General features: G+C 66.4%; 16 protein-coding genes and 1 pseudogene. 3 read left to right on the top strand and 14 right to left on the bottom strand.

The features are described from left to right. Positions 1-5: 5 nt before the first annotated feature. On the bottom strand, positions 6-1,820 hold the full coding sequence (locus tag A6723_RS22260; RefSeq protein WP_054907308.1) for a monovalent cation:proton antiporter-2 (CPA2) family protein: 1,815 nt from the start codon (positions 1,818-1,820) through the stop codon (positions 6-8). 58 nt (positions 1,821-1,878) lie between these two features. Beyond that, positions 1,879-2,592, bottom strand: coding sequence for a lipoate--protein ligase family protein (locus tag A6723_RS22255; RefSeq protein WP_054907307.1), 714 nt, complete (start codon positions 2,590-2,592; stop codon positions 1,879-1,881). A gap of 221 nt (positions 2,593-2,813) precedes the next feature. Between A6723_RS22255 and A6723_RS22250 the strand changes: the two genes are divergently transcribed. Then, positions 2,814-4,016, top strand: a complete 1,203-nt coding sequence (locus tag A6723_RS22250; RefSeq protein WP_054907306.1) for a GGDEF domain-containing protein — start codon at positions 2,814-2,816, stop codon at positions 4,014-4,016. Positions 4,017-4,125: 109 nt separating this feature from the next. Here the strand turns inward: A6723_RS22250 and A6723_RS22245 are convergent, their stop codons facing one another. The 10 genes from A6723_RS22245 to ccmA form a co-directional block, all read right to left on the bottom strand. After that, positions 4,126-4,530, bottom strand: coding sequence for a hypothetical protein (locus tag A6723_RS22245; protein ID WP_054907305.1), 405 nt, complete (start codon positions 4,528-4,530; stop codon positions 4,126-4,128). 23 nt (positions 4,531-4,553) lie between these two features. Continuing rightward, positions 4,554-5,765 carry a c-type cytochrome biogenesis protein CcmI gene (ccmI, locus tag A6723_RS22240; protein ID WP_054907304.1) on the bottom strand — a complete coding sequence of 404 codons (1,212 nt, stop codon included), beginning with the start codon at positions 5,763-5,765 and terminating at the stop codon, positions 4,554-4,556. Beyond that, entirely contained in the window at positions 5,762-6,232 is a 471-nt protein-coding gene (locus A6723_RS22235) for a cytochrome c-type biogenesis protein (protein ID WP_054907303.1), read from the bottom strand. The genes ccmI and A6723_RS22235 overlap by 4 nt, the downstream gene beginning before the upstream one ends. Continuing rightward, entirely contained in the window at positions 6,229-6,771 is a 543-nt protein-coding gene (gene dsbE / locus A6723_RS22230) for a thiol:disulfide interchange protein DsbE (RefSeq protein ID WP_037013469.1), read from the bottom strand. The genes A6723_RS22235 and dsbE overlap by 4 nt, the downstream gene beginning before the upstream one ends. 2 nt (positions 6,772-6,773) lie before the next feature. Further along, positions 6,774-8,747: a heme lyase CcmF/NrfE family subunit gene (locus tag A6723_RS22225; RefSeq protein ID WP_054907302.1), complete on the bottom strand. Its 1,974-nt coding sequence runs from the start codon at positions 8,745-8,747 to the stop codon at positions 6,774-6,776. Positions 8,748-8,749: 2 nt separating this feature from the next. Next, complete coding sequence (gene ccmE, locus A6723_RS22220) at positions 8,750-9,235, bottom strand: cytochrome c maturation protein CcmE (RefSeq protein ID WP_024765946.1); 486 nt, start codon at positions 9,233-9,235, stop codon at positions 8,750-8,752. Further along, the gene (gene ccmD / locus A6723_RS22215) at positions 9,232-9,408 is read right to left on the bottom strand and encodes a heme exporter protein CcmD (RefSeq protein ID WP_024765945.1); all 177 of its coding nucleotides are present in this window, start codon (positions 9,406-9,408) and stop codon (positions 9,232-9,234) included. The genes ccmE and ccmD overlap by 4 nt, the downstream gene beginning before the upstream one ends. Continuing rightward, positions 9,405-10,151, bottom strand: coding sequence for a heme ABC transporter permease (locus tag A6723_RS22210; protein WP_139093035.1), 747 nt, complete (start codon positions 10,149-10,151; stop codon positions 9,405-9,407). Before A6723_RS22210 ends, ccmD begins: the two co-directional genes overlap by 4 nt. A gap of 65 nt (positions 10,152-10,216) precedes the next feature. After that, the gene (gene ccmB / locus A6723_RS22205; RefSeq protein ID WP_054907301.1) at positions 10,217-10,888 is read right to left on the bottom strand and encodes a heme exporter protein CcmB; all 672 of its coding nucleotides are present in this window, start codon (positions 10,886-10,888) and stop codon (positions 10,217-10,219) included. Further along, positions 10,885-11,538, bottom strand: coding sequence for a cytochrome c biogenesis heme-transporting ATPase CcmA (gene ccmA, locus A6723_RS22200; protein WP_054907300.1), 654 nt, complete (start codon positions 11,536-11,538; stop codon positions 10,885-10,887). The genes ccmB and ccmA overlap by 4 nt, the downstream gene beginning before the upstream one ends. A 260-nt stretch (positions 11,539-11,798) precedes the next feature. Between ccmA and A6723_RS22195 the strand changes: the two genes are divergently transcribed. Together A6723_RS22195 and A6723_RS22190 are read left to right on the top strand one after the other, a co-directional pair. Beyond that, complete coding sequence (locus A6723_RS22195) at positions 11,799-13,409, top strand: flagellar hook-length control protein FliK (protein WP_054907299.1); 1,611 nt, start codon at positions 11,799-11,801, stop codon at positions 13,407-13,409. Continuing rightward, a complete protein-coding gene (locus A6723_RS22190; protein ID WP_054907298.1) occupies positions 13,406-13,747 on the top strand; it encodes an EscU/YscU/HrcU family type III secretion system export apparatus switch protein in 342 nt (113 codons plus the stop codon). The genes A6723_RS22195 and A6723_RS22190 overlap by 4 nt, the downstream gene beginning before the upstream one ends. A 6-nt stretch (positions 13,748-13,753) precedes the next feature. On the opposite strand, the gene A6723_RS22185 is transcribed toward A6723_RS22190, so the two are convergent. Together A6723_RS22185 and A6723_RS32485 are read right to left on the bottom strand one after the other, a co-directional pair. Continuing rightward, positions 13,754-14,251: a hypothetical protein gene (locus A6723_RS22185; protein ID WP_256233649.1), complete on the bottom strand. Its 498-nt coding sequence runs from the start codon at positions 14,249-14,251 to the stop codon at positions 13,754-13,756. Positions 14,252-14,417: 166 nt separating this feature from the next. Next, positions 14,418-14,545, bottom strand: a pseudogene (locus A6723_RS32485) (DUF2802 domain-containing protein); the annotation flags it as partial.

The following is a 14,545-nucleotide window of genomic DNA, read 5'->3' as shown; positions in this document are numbered from 1 at the left end:
GCCCGTCAGTGGTGGCCGATACCCTGGTCTTCCAGGTGGTCAGCCTCGAACAGGGTTTCCAGTTCCTTGCGTGCCTCGCGGGCAGTCTGGACCACGGCTTTCTCGTCGTCGTAGACGCGGTACTGGGCCATCAGCACCGCCTCGTCGTGGCGCTTGAAGCGGCGGATGCGCGCGCCGACCTGCTCTTCGTTCAGGCCCAGGCCGGTGAGCAGCAGGCGGCTCATTTCCAGGCTCGAGTGGAAGGTTTCGCGCACCGGCGTCGCGTCGGCGTCCAGCAGGTGATAGACGTGCTGGCGGTTACGCGCCCGGCCGATGACCTTGATGTGCGGGTAGAGCTTGCGCACCAGGCGCGCGGTCTCGATGTTGGTCTGCGGGTCGTCGGTGGCGACGACGAAGAACTCGGCCTTCTCCACCTGGGCTGCCCGGAGGATTTCCGGGCGCAGCGGGTCGCCGTAGAAGATCGGGATATTGCCGTAGCTGCGGGTCAGTTCGATGGTGTCCACCGAGGTATCCAGCGCGACGAAGGGCACGCCCTGGGCGCGCATGATACGGGCAACCACCTGGCCCATCCGGCCCATACCGGCGATCACCACGCGCGGCGCGTCGTCCGGCAGTTGGCTGTACTCCGGCGGCGGCTCTCGCAGTACCTCGGGCTTGGGTTTGATGCTGCGTGCGAGGGCCAGCACCATCAGCGGCGTCATCGCCATGGACAGGGTGATGCCCAGCACCAGCAGCGAATGCATGTCGGCATCCATCAGACCCTGCGCCGCCGCCAGCTTGAACACCACGAAGGCGAATTCGCCACCGGCACCGAGCAGCACGCCCAGGCGCAGCGCCGATACCTTGTCCAGGCCACCGGCCAGACGGCCGATGACGAACAGCAGCGGCAGCTTGATCGCCACCAGCAGCAGGGTCAGGCCAATGACCCGGAACGGCTCGTTCTTGAGCAGGCCGAGGTCAGCACTCATGCCCACGCTGATGAAGAACAGCCCCAGCAACAGGCCCTTGAAGGGTTCGATCTGCGCTTCCAGTTCATGGCGGTACTCGGAATCCGCCAGCAACAGGCCGGCGAGGAAGGCGCCCAGCCCCATGGATACACCGGCCTCCTCCATCAACCACGCCGTACCGACCACGACCAGCAAGGCAGTAGCGGTGGACAGGTCAGCCTGACCGGTGCGCGCCACCGAGCGGAACACCGGGCGCAGCAGGAAGCGCCCGCCGATCACCACCACGGCGATGCTGCCCACCACTTCGATCACATGGGCGACATCGCCACCGGGAGCGAGGGTGTCGGCGCGGGCGCCCAGCAGCGGGATCATGGCGATCAGCGGGATCGCGGCGATGTCCTGGAACAACAGGATGGCGAACGCCAGGCGTCCATAGGGACTGTTGAGTTCCTTGCGCTCCGCGAGGATCTGCAGGCCGAAGGCAGTGGACGACAGCGCCAGGCCGCCGCCGATCACCACGGCGGTATTCACCGGCAGCTCAAACACCAGCACGGCGAGGCTGCCCAGTGCCAGGGCGGTCAGCAGCACCTGTGCCAGGCCCACGCCGAATACCTGCTTGCGCATCACCCAGAGGCGCTTGGGCGACAGCTCCAGGCCGATGATGAAGAGCAGCAGCACCACACCCAGCTCGGAAAGACTGGCGACGCTTTCCGGGTTGTCGATCAGGCCCAGCAGGTACGGCCCGATGATCACCCCAGCGAGCAGGTAACCCAGCACAGCGCCGAGCTGCAGGCGCTTGGCCAACGGCACCATGAACACCGCGGCGATCAGGAAGACCACCGTGGATTGCAGGTAATTCGTCCCATGTTCCATGTATCAAGACTCCTTGGAAGGGTTGGGGCGAAGCGAATATCCACCCACGTCGTTCGTATCACACATCCAGCGCCACGCCCTCGGCCAGCAAGTGCCGCTGGAACTGCCCGGCCAGGGCGTCAACCTGGTCCCAGGGCTGCTCGTACCGCTCATCCAGCGCCACGTGGCTGGTGGCGCGCACGCGGGCGTCGAGCCCACAATTCTCGTAGAAGGCGTTCACCGCATCGACCATCGGCTCGCGCTGGTTTTCCATCAGGATCGCGCCGTGGGCCAGGACCACATAGCGCCCGTCGCTGGGCCGGCGGCGCCAGCGCTGGGCGGTGCCCACCAACTTGCGACCACCCAGGTTGACGTTGTAGCGGCCATCGCAGAAGGCGCCCTCCACTTCCCCCAGGCCCGGATCGAGGCCGAGGGCGGCCAACCAGTCGCACAGCGGCTGGCACAGGCGCAGATAGGCGGTTTCGATACGCGTCTGCTCGTTATCGCCCGGCGGGATCGCATAGACCAGTGCGACATTGAGCACGCCAGGGGACTGCGGTACCGGTTCGCCACCGGTGTCGCGCAGGGCTATCGGCCACCCCAGCCCGGCACACGCGGCCTCGGCGGCAGAAAAGCCTTCCAGTCGACTCAGCCGGCGCGGCATCACCAGGGACTGCTCCTGTGGGCGCCAGAACAGCAGGCCGCTGTCACGCTGGCCGGCAAAGGTGGCGTCCAGCAGGGCGCGCTCGGCATCCAGGCCCTGCTCCGTCGGCAGTCTTTGCACTCTATTCATGACGCATATCCTTGAGCGATCCGGGTTGCGGACTATGCCCGCAGAGGGCTTATCCGACAATGTTCCAGGCCAATTCGTTGCCAGGGTCGGAAATTTATCGATAGCGGCCTGTGACTCCCTCAATGCAAGGCCAGGTCACGTCAGGCTCGATCGCCACGACAGCGTGGCAGCGGCTGACTATTCTGCAACTGCCCGGCACTTTGCGCAGGAGGCCAGAGCCCGTGTCCAGGACGTTGCTCCAGCGACTGCACCACGCCATCGCGGTCAACGACGCGCTGGCGCTGCCGATCGCCCGGGAAAACCTCAGGCGGCTGTATCTGTCGGCACCGCTGGCCGTGCTCTTCGATCTGATCCACATCATCGTGTTCAAGCTCAATCTGCAAGGGGCGAGCGCGGCGCACGACGGCTGGAGGATGGACATCATCCGCGTGCATGCCACGGTCGCGGTACTCTTCTCCCTGCTCGGGCTGCTGGCATGGCTCGCCTTACCACCCAGGCGCAGCGCGCCGCTGTGGTACATGCAACTGCTGACCATCCTGGGCAGCGCCTTGCTGCTGGGCTTCGGCGTCGCCATAACCGGCGCAGACCAACAGGTCACCAGCAGCATCACGCCCTTCCTGATGGCCTCGGTGGCCGCCGCCCTGATCCTGCTGATGCGCCCCCGACTGGCGGTCACCCTCTACATTCTCGCCTTCGCCGCCTTCGAACTGACGATCGGCCTGACCCAGGCCGATCCGCAGCTGCGCCTGTCCAACCAGATGGGCGGGCTGACCATCTGTGGCATCGGCGTGATCCTTTCGCTGATCCTCTGGCACGGCCATGTGCGCAACCTGCGCCAGCGCGAGTTCCTCCGCCAACAGCGGCTGGAACTGGAGGAAAAGAACCGCCAGCTGGAATACCTCGCCGGCCACGACCCGCTGACCGGGTTGTTCAACCGCCGCCAGTTCGACCAGCTGGTGGGCATGGAACTGTCCCGCGCCGCGCGCCAGCCGGCGCCCATCAGCCTGCTCATGGTGGACCTGGATCATTTCAAGTTCATCAACGACCGCTATGGCCATCCACTGGGCGATGAAGTGATCCGCCATACCGCCACGCTCCTGCGCAACTACACACGCACCGGCGACAGCGTGGCGCGTCTGGGTGGCGAGGAGTTCCTGCTGCTGTTGCCCGACACCTCGCAGCCGCAGGCGCGCACCATCGCCGAAAAGGTGCGCCGTCTGCTGGAGGAAACTCCCTTGCCGATGAAGGACGGCCTGCTCTATCTCACCGCCAGCTTCGGCATTGCCTGCCTGGAAGCCGGCATGCCGGGAACCTACGAGGGCCTCTACGCGGCGGCGGACAAGGCGCTGTACAAGGCCAAGGCCAGTGGGCGCAACCGGGTGGAAGTGATAGAGCTGGGGACGGAGATGGGGACGTTCGATTGAGCGCCGCCTCGGTGGAACCTGTAGGAGCGAGCTTGCTCGCGCACGAGACTCCCGGCGACACCGGCGTCAAGCGGTTCGCGAGCAAGCTCGCTCCTACGAAAAGCCCGCGTTATTGCGCGTACTTGCGCGTCAGCCCCGGCGGCACGCCGCTGCTGTCGGTCTCGGTCCACGGGCCTTGCGGGCCGACGCCCCAGTACCAGCCGTTGTCCCAGTGGTAATAGGTCCGCTGGCGGTAGTAGAGGTCCTTCTGGCCCTGGATCACGTAGACGCCCAGGCTGGCATCCCAGCGCCCCTTGCCACCGGGCGGCGGGGCGAACTGGGTCGGGCGCTTGGCAGCCGGTGCGGAGCTCGGCTGCGGGGTGATCGGCGAAGACGACTGCTTGGGCGGCGGTGTCGGAGTGGTCGGATGCGCGGGCGGAGGCGTCTGTTGTGGCGGCTGCTCAGGTTGCTGCGGCTGCACCACACAACCACCCAATACCAGCATGGCGCCCAGCGCCAGCACTCTGCCCTTCATCGCTCAACCCTCTCTTGTTCGTCTTACTTCTGATCCGGGCTGTCGATGGTGACGCTCTGCTCGCCCGCGTTGGCAGTAGACAACGCTTCGCTGCGTCCGATCCATTCGCCGGTGATGGCATTGCCGGCGCGGGAGATCCGCGCGACGAGCTGCACCTGCGGATGCTGCGAGAGCTTGAGCTGCGGCATCATCGCGTCGGCATCACTGAGGGAAACCTCGCTGGGCAGGTCGGAGACCTTCAGGCGCTTCACCGCCAGCGGCATCGGCGGCCCGCTCACAGCGCGGGCGAAAACGAACACGCTGTCGTCCGGCTTGACCTGGCCCTTCACGGCGGCGGTCAGGTCGACCTTCACCTTCAGGGTCACACCGGCGGTCTGCGCAGCGGCAGGCGCCTCCGGCGGGGTCTCGCCCTTCTCGACCATGCGCTGGCGGGCGCGCTCGACGCCACCGGCAATGGCGCTGCGGGACGGATCGTCCTGCGGCAGCACGGCAACCAGGCGGCCCCAGTAGTCGATGGCGTCGGCGTACTTCTCGTCCTCGAAGGCGGCGATGCCGAGCAGACCGAGGGTGGTGACTTCCTGTGGGTCCTTCTTCAGGGCTTCGTCGGCCAGCTCGCGGACCTGCTGGGTCAGCGCCTTGTCACCGGCGAAATACAGCGCCTGGGCCCACTGGCCGAGCACTTCCGGTTGGCGACCGGAGAGGCGCGCGGCCTGCTCGAAGGCCTTGGCGGCGTCGCCGGCGCGGTTCTGGGTCATGTAGGTGCGGCCGAGGAAGTACCAGCCCTCGGCGGAATCCGGCTGGGCCTGCACCGCGCGCTCCAGGCGAGTGGTCATTTCTTCCATGGAATGCGGCGCGGTGGCGAATTCGCGGGCCAGGGCGACCTTGTCGCTGGCGCCCCAGTGCAGATACAGGCCCAGGGCAAGGAACGGCAGGACCAGCGCGACGATCATCGGCGCCGCACGGCCCAGGCGCGAGCGACGGTCCTCGCTGGCACCTTCGGTATCGGAGAGCAGCTCGCGGGCCGCTTCGGCGCGGCCGGCTTCGAGCTGGGCGTCGTCGAGAGTCCCGGCGTCACGCTGGGCGGTCAGCTCTGCCAGGCGTTCCTGGTACAGGGCGACGTTGAGGGCGGTACGGTCTTCCTCGGCCTGGGCCTTGCGGCCACGCAGCAGAGGGACGAGGAGAAATGCCAGGGCTACCAGCAACAGCAGGCCGGCGGCGAGCCAGAAATCGATCATTTGTCTTGGTTATCCAGCAATTGGTCGAGACGCGCCTGCTCCTCGGCGGACAGCGTGGTGGAAGTGGCAGCGGCCGGGCGACGGCGGCGCACGACGATGGCGCCGATGATGATCACGCCCAGCCCCAGCAGCGCGGCGGGGCCGAACCAGAGCAGCCAGGTGCGCTCGCTGACTTCGGGCTTGTAGCGCACGAACTCGCCGTAGCGGTCGACCATGTAGTCGACGATCTGCTGGTTGCTCTTGCCGGCCGCCATCTGGGTGTAGATCTGCTTGCGCAGGTCGGCGGCGATCGGCGCGTTGGAGTCGGCGATGTCCTGGTTCTGGCACTTGGGGCAACGCAGCTCGGTGGTCAGGTCGCGGAAACGTTCGCGCTCGGCGTCGTTGGCGAACTCGTAGGTGTCGATGGCCGCGTGGGCGATACCAGTGAGAGCCAGGCCCAGCGCTGCGGCGGCAAGAAGTCGCTTCATTTACCTTGCGCCTCGTCGACCAGCCCCTGGTAGATCGGCGCCAACTGCTCGCGCCAGACCTTCTCGTCGACGGCGCCAACCAGCTTGTGGCGGATGATGCCGTCCTTGTCGATGATGTAGGTCTCCGGCGCGCCGTAGACGCCCAGGTCAAGGCCGAGGGTGCCCTGTGCGTCGGCGATGTTCAGCAGGTAGGGGTTGTGCAGCTCCTTGAGCCACTTCTGCGCGGCGGCGCCGTCATCCTTGTAGTTGATGCCGTAGATCACCACGCCCTTGGCGGCGAGGTCGGTCAGCACCGGATGCTCGAAGCGGCAGGTCGGGCACCAGGTGCCCCAGACGTTGACCAGCGCCGGCTTGCCCTTGATATCGGCCTCGGTGTAGGTCTTGCCCGGCTCGGTGACGCTGGGCAGGGAGAACGCCGGGAACGGCTTGCCGATCAGCGCCGAGGGCAGCTCGCTGGGGTCCAGCCACAGGCCACGGAAGAGGAATACCGCGACGACCAGGAAGATCGCCAGGGGCAACAGCAGGATCGCACGCTTCACACTCAGGCTCCCTGTCCGGCGAGGCCCAGGGCCTCGCGTACACGCGTTTTCACTTTCAGCCGGTAGCGACGGTCGAGCGCCGCCAGCACGCCGCCCAGGGCCATCAGCAGGCCGCCGAGCCAGATGAAGCGCACGAAGGGCTTGATGTGCACGCGCACGGCCCAGGCACCGTCGTCCAGCGGCTCACCCAGGGCGACGTAGAGGTCGCGGGTCAGGCTGCCGTGGATACCGGCCTCGGTCATCATCGAGTTCTGCACGCTGTACAGGCGCTTCTCCGGGTGCAGCACGGCCACTTCCGAGCCCTTGCGGGTGACGCGGATGGTGCCCTTGTCGGAGGTGAAGTTCGGACCTTCGAAATGGTGGGTGCCTTCGAAGCGGAACTGGTAACCCGCCAGCTCAACCGACTCGCCCGGCGCCATGCGCAGGTCGCGCTGGGCGCTGAACTGGCTGGTCAGCACCACGCCGATGGCGCAGATGGCGATACCGAAGTGCGCCAGCTGCATGCCCCAGTAGCTGCGGTTCAGGCCCGCGGCACCGGCGATCACGCCCTTGTGGCGGACCTTGTCGAAGAAGTCACGCACACCGGCCAGCACCACCCAGGCCGCCAGCATGAACACGGTCAGCACTTCCCAGTGCAGCTCGCCATACAGGAAGCTGCCGAGGCCACCCAGCACCACGGTGCCGATCAGCACCGGGGTGAGCATGTTGCGCAGCCAGCGGGTCGGAGTGTCCTTCCAGCGCACCAGCACACCGACCGCCAAGGCCAGCATGAGGATGGCGATCAGCGGCACGAACAGCGCGTTGAAGTACGGCGGGCCGACGGACAGCTTGGCGCCGCTGATGGCATCGAGCACCAGCGGGTAGAGGGTGCCCAGCAGGATCATCGAGGCGGTGACCACCAGGATCAGGTTGTTCAGCAGCAGCAGGGTCTCGCGGGACCACAGGGCGAAGCCGACCTGGCTCTTGACCACTGGCGCGCGCAGGGCGAACAGCGTCAGCGAGCCGCCGACCACCACCAGCAGGAAGGCCAGGATGAACACGCCGCGCTCGGGGTCCGAGGCGAAGGCGTGCACCGAGGTCAGTACACCGGAACGGACCAGGAACGTGCCCAGCAGGCTCAGCGAGAAGGCCGCGATGGCCAGCAGCACGGTCCAGCTCTTGAACACGCCGCGCTTCTCGGTCACCGCCAGCGAGTGGATCAGCGCGGTGCCCACCAGCCAGGGCATGAACGAGGCGTTTTCCACCGGGTCCCAGAACCACCAGCCGCCCCAGCCCAACTCGTAGTAGGCCCACCAGGAGCCCAGCACGATACCGACGCCGAGGAAGGTCCAGGCCACCAGCGTCCAGGGCCGCGACCAGCGCGCCCAGGCGGCGTCAAGGCGGCCGCCGAGCAGCGCGGCAATAGCGAAGGCGAAGGCCACCGAGAAGCCCACGTAGCCCATGTAGAGCATCGGCGGGTGGATGATCAGGCCCGGGTCCTGCAGCAGCGGGTTGAGGTCGTTGCCGTCGGCCGGCACCTGCGGCAGCAGGCGGCTGAAGGGGTTGGAGGTGATGATCAGGAACAGCAGGAAACCGGTGCTGATCATGCCCATCACGGCCAGCACGCGGGCCAGCATCACTTCCGGCAACTGGCGGGAGAACACCGAGACAGCGAAGGTCCAGCCGCCGAGGATCAGCGCCCAGAGCAGCAGCGAGCCTTCGTGGGCGCCCCACACGGCGCTGAACTTGTAGTACCAGGGCAGCGCGCTGTTGGAGTTGCTGGCGACGTAGGCCACCGAGAAATCATCGTGGAGGAAGGCCCAGGTCAGGCAGCCGAAGGAGAACAGCAGGAAGGCGAACTGCCCCCAGGCTGCCGGGCGCGCCAGGCTCATCCACTGGCGATCGCCGCGCCAGGCGCCGATCAGCGGGAAGAACGACATCACCAGCGCCATGCACAGCGCGAGGATCAGCGAGAGGTGGCCGAGTTCGGGGACCATCGTCAGTTGCTCCCTTGTTGCGGCGCGGCATTACCGTTCTGGCTGGCTTCGTAGTGCTCCAGCTTGCCGCTGTCCTTGAGTGCCTTGGTGACTTCCGGCGGCATGTATTTCTCGTCGTGCTTGGCCAGCACTTCATCGGCGGTCAGCACGCCGGCCTCGTTGATCTTGCCGAGGGCGACGATGCCCTGCCCTTCGCGGAACAGGTCCGGGAGGATGCCGCGGTACTTCACCGTGACTTCCTTGGCGAAGTCGGTGACCACGAATTCCACGTCCAGCGAATCCGCCGAACGCTTGAGCGAGCCCTTCTCCACCATGCCGCCGGCGCGGATGCGCGTGTCATGGGGCGCCTCGCCGTTGGCGATCTGGGTCGGGGTGTAGAACAGATTGATATTTTCCTGCAGGGCCGACAGCGCCAGGCTGACGGCGACACCGACACCGGCAACGATGGCGAGAACGATGTACAGACGCTTCTTGCGGACCGGATTCACTTGCTGGCCTCCCGGCGCAGACGACGCGCCTCTTCTTGCAGGTAACGCCGGCGCGCCACGATGGGCGAGACGACGTTGATCGCCAGGACCACCGCGCAGATGGCGTAGGCGGACCACACGTAAGGGCCATGGTGACCCATGGCGAGGAAATCGGAGAAAGACTCGAAACTCATAGCACGCGCTCCACCTCGGCCTTCACCCAGCTCGCGCGGGCTTCGCGCTTGAGCACTTCCAGGCGCATGCGCATCATCAACACCACGGCGAAGAAGCAGTAGAAACCGGCGACCATCATCAGCAGCGGAATCCACATCTCCGGCGGCATCGGCGGCTTTTCGGTCAGGGTGAAGGTGGCCGGCTGGTGCAGGGTATTCCACCAGTCCACCGAGTACTTGATGATCGGGATGTTCACCACGCCGACGATGGCCAGCACGGCGCAGGCCTTGGCGGCGCTGTCGCGGTTGGTGATGGCCTGGCCCAGGGCGATGATGCCGAAATACAGGAACAGCAGGATCAGCATCGAGGTCAGGCGTGCGTCCCAGACCCACCAGGCGCCCCAGGTCGGCTTGCCCCAGATGGCCCCGGTGACCAGCGCGACGAAGGTCATCCAGGCACCGATGGGCGCGGCGCACTGCACGGCGACGTCGGCAATCTTCATTTTCCAGATCAGGCCGATGGCGCCGGCCACGGCGAGCATGACGTAGCAGGACTGGGCGAGGAACGCCGCCGGTACGTGGATATAGATGATCCGGAAGCTGTTGCCCTGCTGGTAGTCCGGCGGTGCGAAGGCCAGGCCCCAGACGGTGCCGGCAGCCATCAGCACGATTGCAGCGACGGCGAACCACGGCAGCCAGCGTCCGCTGATCTCGTAGAACCACTTGGGCGAGCCAAGTTTGTGAAACCAAGTCCAGTTCATCATCAGGCTCTGTATTTCAAAGCTCTAGTCTGCCGCCGGTGCCGCTTCCCAGCCCGGCGATCGTTCGTTCACTCGCCAACGCTGATCTTCAGCCCGGCGGCGATGGCAAAGGGCGTCAGCGTCAATGCTAACGCCGTCAGGCTGGCCAGCCACAACAGGTGCCCGGCGGTGGGCAGCCCCTGCAGCGACGCCTGAAGCGCTCCGCTGCCCAGGATCAGCACCGGAATGTAGAGCGGCAGAATCAGCAAGGCCAGCAGCAGGCCGCCACGCTTGAGCCCGACGGTGAGTGCAGCGCCCACGGCGCCCAGCAGGCTCAGCACCGGTGTACCCAGCAGCAGCGACAGCAGCAGGTCCGGCAGGCAGCGCGCCGGCAGGCCCAGCATCAGGGCGAACAGTGGCGAAAGCAGCACCAGGGCCAGCCCTGAAACCAGCCAGTGTGCCAGCACTTTGGCCAGGACCAGTAGTGGCAGGGGGTGCGGCGAAAGGACCCACTGTTCCAGAGAACCATCCTCGAAATCGCTGCGGAACAGGCCGTCCAGCGACAGCAGCACCGCCAGCAATGCCGCGACCCAGACGAGGCCGGGCGAAAGGTTCTTGAGCATTTCCGATTCGGGGCCGACCGCCAGCGGGAACAGCGCGATGACGATGGCGAAGAACACCAAAGGATTAGCCAGCTCCGCCGGACGGCGGAACAGCAGGCGCGCTTCGCGGGCGAGCAGCAGGGTGAAGACGTTGCTCATCGCGCCGCCTCCCGTGCGTGCTGACCCAGGTCGAGGGCGCGATAGCCTGAAGGCATGCGCTCCAGGGTGTGGTGGGTGGTCAGCACCACCAGCCCGCCGCGCTCGCAATGGCCGGCAAGGTGTTCTTCGAGTTGCGCCACGCCCTGTTTGTCCAGGGCGGTGAAGGGTTCGTCGAGGATCCACAGCGGCGGCGCGTCGAGGTACAGGCGCGCCAGGGCCACGCGGCGCTGCTGGCCGGCGGACAGGGTATGGCAGGGAACGTCCTCGAAACCGCGCAGGCCGACGGCCTCCAGCGCTTGCCAGATGGCATCGCGGTTGGCCGGCTGGTGCAGCGCACAGAGCCAGGCGAGATTTTCTTCGGCGGTGAGCAGGCCCTTGATGCCGGCGGCGTGGCCGATCCACAACAGCAGCCGGGCCAGTTCGTGGCGTTGCTCGGTGAGCGGCTTGCCGTTGAGCAGCACCTCACCGGCGGTGGGCTGCATCAGCCCGCTGAGCAAGCGCAGCAGGCTGGTCTTGCCGCTGCCATTAGGGCCGACGATCTGTAGCATTTCGCCCGCGCCCAGTCGCAAATCGAGACGCTCGAACAGCATGCGCCAGTCCCGCTCGCAGGCGAGCGCCACGGTTTCGAGGAGGGGATGGTTCAAGGGCATCGGCAACCGTCGGGCAGAAAACAGTCAGTGGTGCAAAAACGCGGCCATGCCGCGCGGGCCGCCAAGCACGGCCTCGGGCGGCGCATTATACACAGCCGTTCCTACACCCGACGTCAGGTTTTTCGACAGCTTGTAACGTCAAATCAGCGCACCCTGCCAGCCTCAAGCGCCCTGCCCCGCGGCCGCCGGACGGTCTAAAGTCCCTGCAGTCGCCGCCGATACACTGGCCGTAATCCCGTCACGCCGCCTACAGGACCCCGATGCCGAGCGAAATTGGCGCTTCCCGTCCGCTACCGCCTACGCCGTCGCTGCGCAGCACGCAGAACGCCGCCGAGCTGACGCTCAAGCTCGCGCAAAGCCTGGGCGACCTGCTGCCGCCGGGGGACAAGGCCCATGCGGAAGTGCTGGCGGTACGTGACGGGCAGGTGAGTTTCCAGTTGCTGCTGCGCCTGACCATGGCCAGCGGCCAGCAGGCGCTGGTGGTGGCAGAAAGCTCCCAGGCGCTGCCCAAGGGCAGCACCCTACAGTTGTCGACACTGAACCAGACCAGCCTCGCCGCCACCCTGCTGACCCAGCCAAGCCTGGGCTCGCTGGGCCTGGGCGGCACTAGCCAGACGCCGCTGGGCAGCCTCGACCTCGACGTGTTGCCGGTCGGCACGCTGATCCAGGGCAAGGTCGATGCCAGCCAGTTGGTCGTCCTCGGCAAGGCCGAACAGGTGGTTTACAAGGTCCTGGTGACGCTGCTCAACACTCCGCTGGCCGGGCGCCAGCTGAGCATCGAATCGCCCAACCCGCTACCGCTCAACAGCCTGCTCAGCGCCCGTGTGCAGGACCAGCAGGCCTTGCAGTTCCTGCCGATGAATGCCCGTCTGGAACAGCTCGACCTGAGCCTGCAACTCAGCGCCCAGCAGAGCCGCCAGGGCCCGCTGGACGGGCTGCTCAAGGCGCTGCAGGGCGCCGGCAGCAACCCGGACGTTAGCCCCGAGCTGCGTCAGTCGGTGGATAAGTTGCTCGGCGCACTGCCGGACATTCGCCAGCTCAGTGACGCCAAGGGCGTGGCCCAGGCCTTCCAGCAGAGCGGCGCGTTCCTCGAAGGGCAGATGCTGCGCGGTGTCGAAAGCCTTCCCCTGGACCTCAAGGCCAACCTGCTGCGGCTGATCGCCCAGTTGCTGCCTGCCGTACAAGGCGGCACGGCGGCGGCCGTGCTGAACAATCTGCCGGGCAACGCCATGGCCGGTGCCAGCAATCTGGCGCAGGCCATGCCGGCCTTCGTGCGCAACGCCCTGGGTGTCATCGGCCAGACCAGCGGGCGCACGCCGTCACCGATCAGCTTTCCGCTCCCCAGCCGGCTTGCCAGTGAGCTGGAGCAGGAAGGTGATCTCGAATCGCTGCTCAAGCTCGCCGCGGCCGCGGTTTCGCGTCTGCAGACACACCAGCTGGGCAGCCTGGCGCAAAGCGACGTTCTCCCCGACGGCACCGTGGTGAATACCTGGCAACTGGAAATCCCCCTGCGCCATCAACATCAGATGGTGCCGATCCAAGTGCGTATCCAGCAGGAAGAAAAGGACAGCCAGGCCAGCGAGCGCGAGCAGCAGACCCGCGACATGCTCTGGCGCGTCGACCTCGCATTCGACCTGGACAGCCTCGGCCCGCTGCAGGTCCAGGCCACCCTGGCCCACGGCAGCATCGGCACCCAGCTGTGGGCCGAGCGCGGCACCACCGCCAACCTCATCGATGGCGAACTGGGCACCCTGCGCCAACGCCTGAGCGACGCCGGCCTGACCGTGGGCGAGCTGAGCTGCCGCCAGGGCAAGCCGCCTCAGGGGGCGCGGACGGCAGTAGAACAGCGCTGGGTGGATGAGACCGCATGAAGAAGGCCAGGAAAGCCCCGCGCCAGGTCATCGCGCTCAACTATGACGGGCAGAGCGCGCCGACCCTCACCGCCAAGGGTGACGACGAACTGGCGGAAACCATCCTCGCCATCGCCCGCCACCATGAGGTGCCGATCTACGAGAATGGCGAACTGGTGCGCCTGCTGGCGCGCCTGGAGTTGGGCGACGCGATTCCCGAGGCGCTCTACCGCACCATCGCCGAAATCATCGCCTTCGCCTGGTATCTCAAGGGCAAGAGCCCGCTGAACGACACGCCAGGGGCGCCGCCGGACGCGATGCCCCTGTTGCTGGAAGGGCCGGACTCCCGGCGCCAGTGACCTGCCTCAGCCGCGGCACTCGCAGCCGGGCTTTGCCGGCGGAAGATCGCCTGCCGGAGCGAAGTCGCAGAACTCACGCACCGATTGACGGATCGGCTGCCGGTCCTCGCTGTGATAGAGCACCATGCCGCTGGTCACTTCGCGCAACTGCGCCAGCGACAACGGCTTGTCCAGAACATCCAGCAGCGGCACGCGGTTGGCCCAGGCCCATTGCATCAGCCCGCGCTTTTCCTCGGCACTATAGTGCCCGACCAGCAGGAACTGGCGGAAGGTATTGCTCTGGCTCAGCGCCTTGAGGCTCAGCAGTTCGCTGGGGCCCGGGCGGAAGTCGTCATGGATGAACAGGCTGTAGCGTTGCCGGGTGGCGAGCGCCTTGCGTACTTCGTCCAGGTTCAGGCACAGGCTCAGGTGATAGAACTCCAGACGATTGAGCAGCACGCTGTAGTTCAGCAGCCGACCGGGATGCGAGCACAGCACCATGGCACGTCGGGAAATGGTCGCCATATCGATGGCCTCGGGAGAAATTTTTGACGAGGCCAATTTAGCGACGATTTGCCGCCTTTCTTATCAGACGAGTCCTAATCGCACGTAGTGAAACTCCTACAAACCAGGAATCCCGACAAACGGCTGAGATCGCGGAAAAGTCGTGCGGACAAGGGACGGTGCGCACTCAGTCGCGGGCCTTGCCCTCATGCAGGCGGGCGACCTGGCTGAAGGACAAGCTGGTGGGGTCGCGCTGCTCAATGCGCACCAGGCGCTCCGGCAGCGGCGCGACCTGTTTGGTCAGCTCGCGCAGCT

The organism is Pseudomonas sp. AU11447 (genome assembly GCF_001672555.2).
GTDB lineage: Bacteria > Pseudomonadota > Gammaproteobacteria > Pseudomonadales > Pseudomonadaceae > Pseudomonas > Pseudomonas nitroreducens.
Note: the sequence above shows the minus strand (reverse complement) of the source record. Positions and strands in the feature narration are given on the sequence as shown.

Bases quoted from the DNA above. Each gene is read 5' to 3' on its own strand.
- A6723_RS22235 (WP_054907303.1), bottom strand. From the start codon at position 6,232: ATGAAGCGACTTCTTGCCGCCGCAGCGCTGGGCCTGGCTCTCACTGGT.
- A6723_RS22255 (WP_054907307.1), bottom strand. From the start codon at position 2,592: ATGAATAGAGTGCAAAGACTGCCGACGGAGCAGGGCCTGGATGCCGAG.
- ccmI (WP_054907304.1), bottom strand. From the start codon at position 5,765: ATGATCGATTTCTGGCTCGCCGCCGGCCTGCTGTTGCTGGTAGCCCTG.
- A6723_RS22195 (WP_054907299.1), top strand. From the start codon at position 11,799: ATGCCGAGCGAAATTGGCGCTTCCCGTCCGCTACCGCCTACGCCGTCG.
- ccmD (WP_024765945.1), bottom strand. From the start codon at position 9,408: ATGAGTTTCGAGTCTTTCTCCGATTTCCTCGCCATGGGTCACCATGGC.
- A6723_RS22225 (WP_054907302.1), bottom strand. From the start codon at position 8,747: ATGGTCCCCGAACTCGGCCACCTCTCGCTGATCCTCGCGCTGTGCATG.
- ccmB (WP_054907301.1), bottom strand. From the start codon at position 10,888: ATGAGCAACGTCTTCACCCTGCTGCTCGCCCGCGAAGCGCGCCTGCTG.
- A6723_RS22210 (WP_139093035.1), bottom strand. From the start codon at position 10,151: ATGATGAACTGGACTTGGTTTCACAAACTTGGCTCGCCCAAGTGGTTC.
- A6723_RS22260 (WP_054907308.1), bottom strand. From the start codon at position 1,820: ATGGAACATGGGACGAATTACCTGCAATCCACGGTGGTCTTCCTGATC.
- A6723_RS22185 (WP_256233649.1), bottom strand. From the start codon at position 14,251: ATGGCGACCATTTCCCGACGTGCCATGGTGCTGTGCTCGCATCCCGGT.
- A6723_RS22190 (WP_054907298.1), top strand. From the start codon at position 13,406: ATGAAGAAGGCCAGGAAAGCCCCGCGCCAGGTCATCGCGCTCAACTAT.
- ccmA (WP_054907300.1), bottom strand. From the start codon at position 11,538: ATGCCCTTGAACCATCCCCTCCTCGAAACCGTGGCGCTCGCCTGCGAG.
- A6723_RS22245 (WP_054907305.1), bottom strand. From the start codon at position 4,530: ATGAAGGGCAGAGTGCTGGCGCTGGGCGCCATGCTGGTATTGGGTGGT.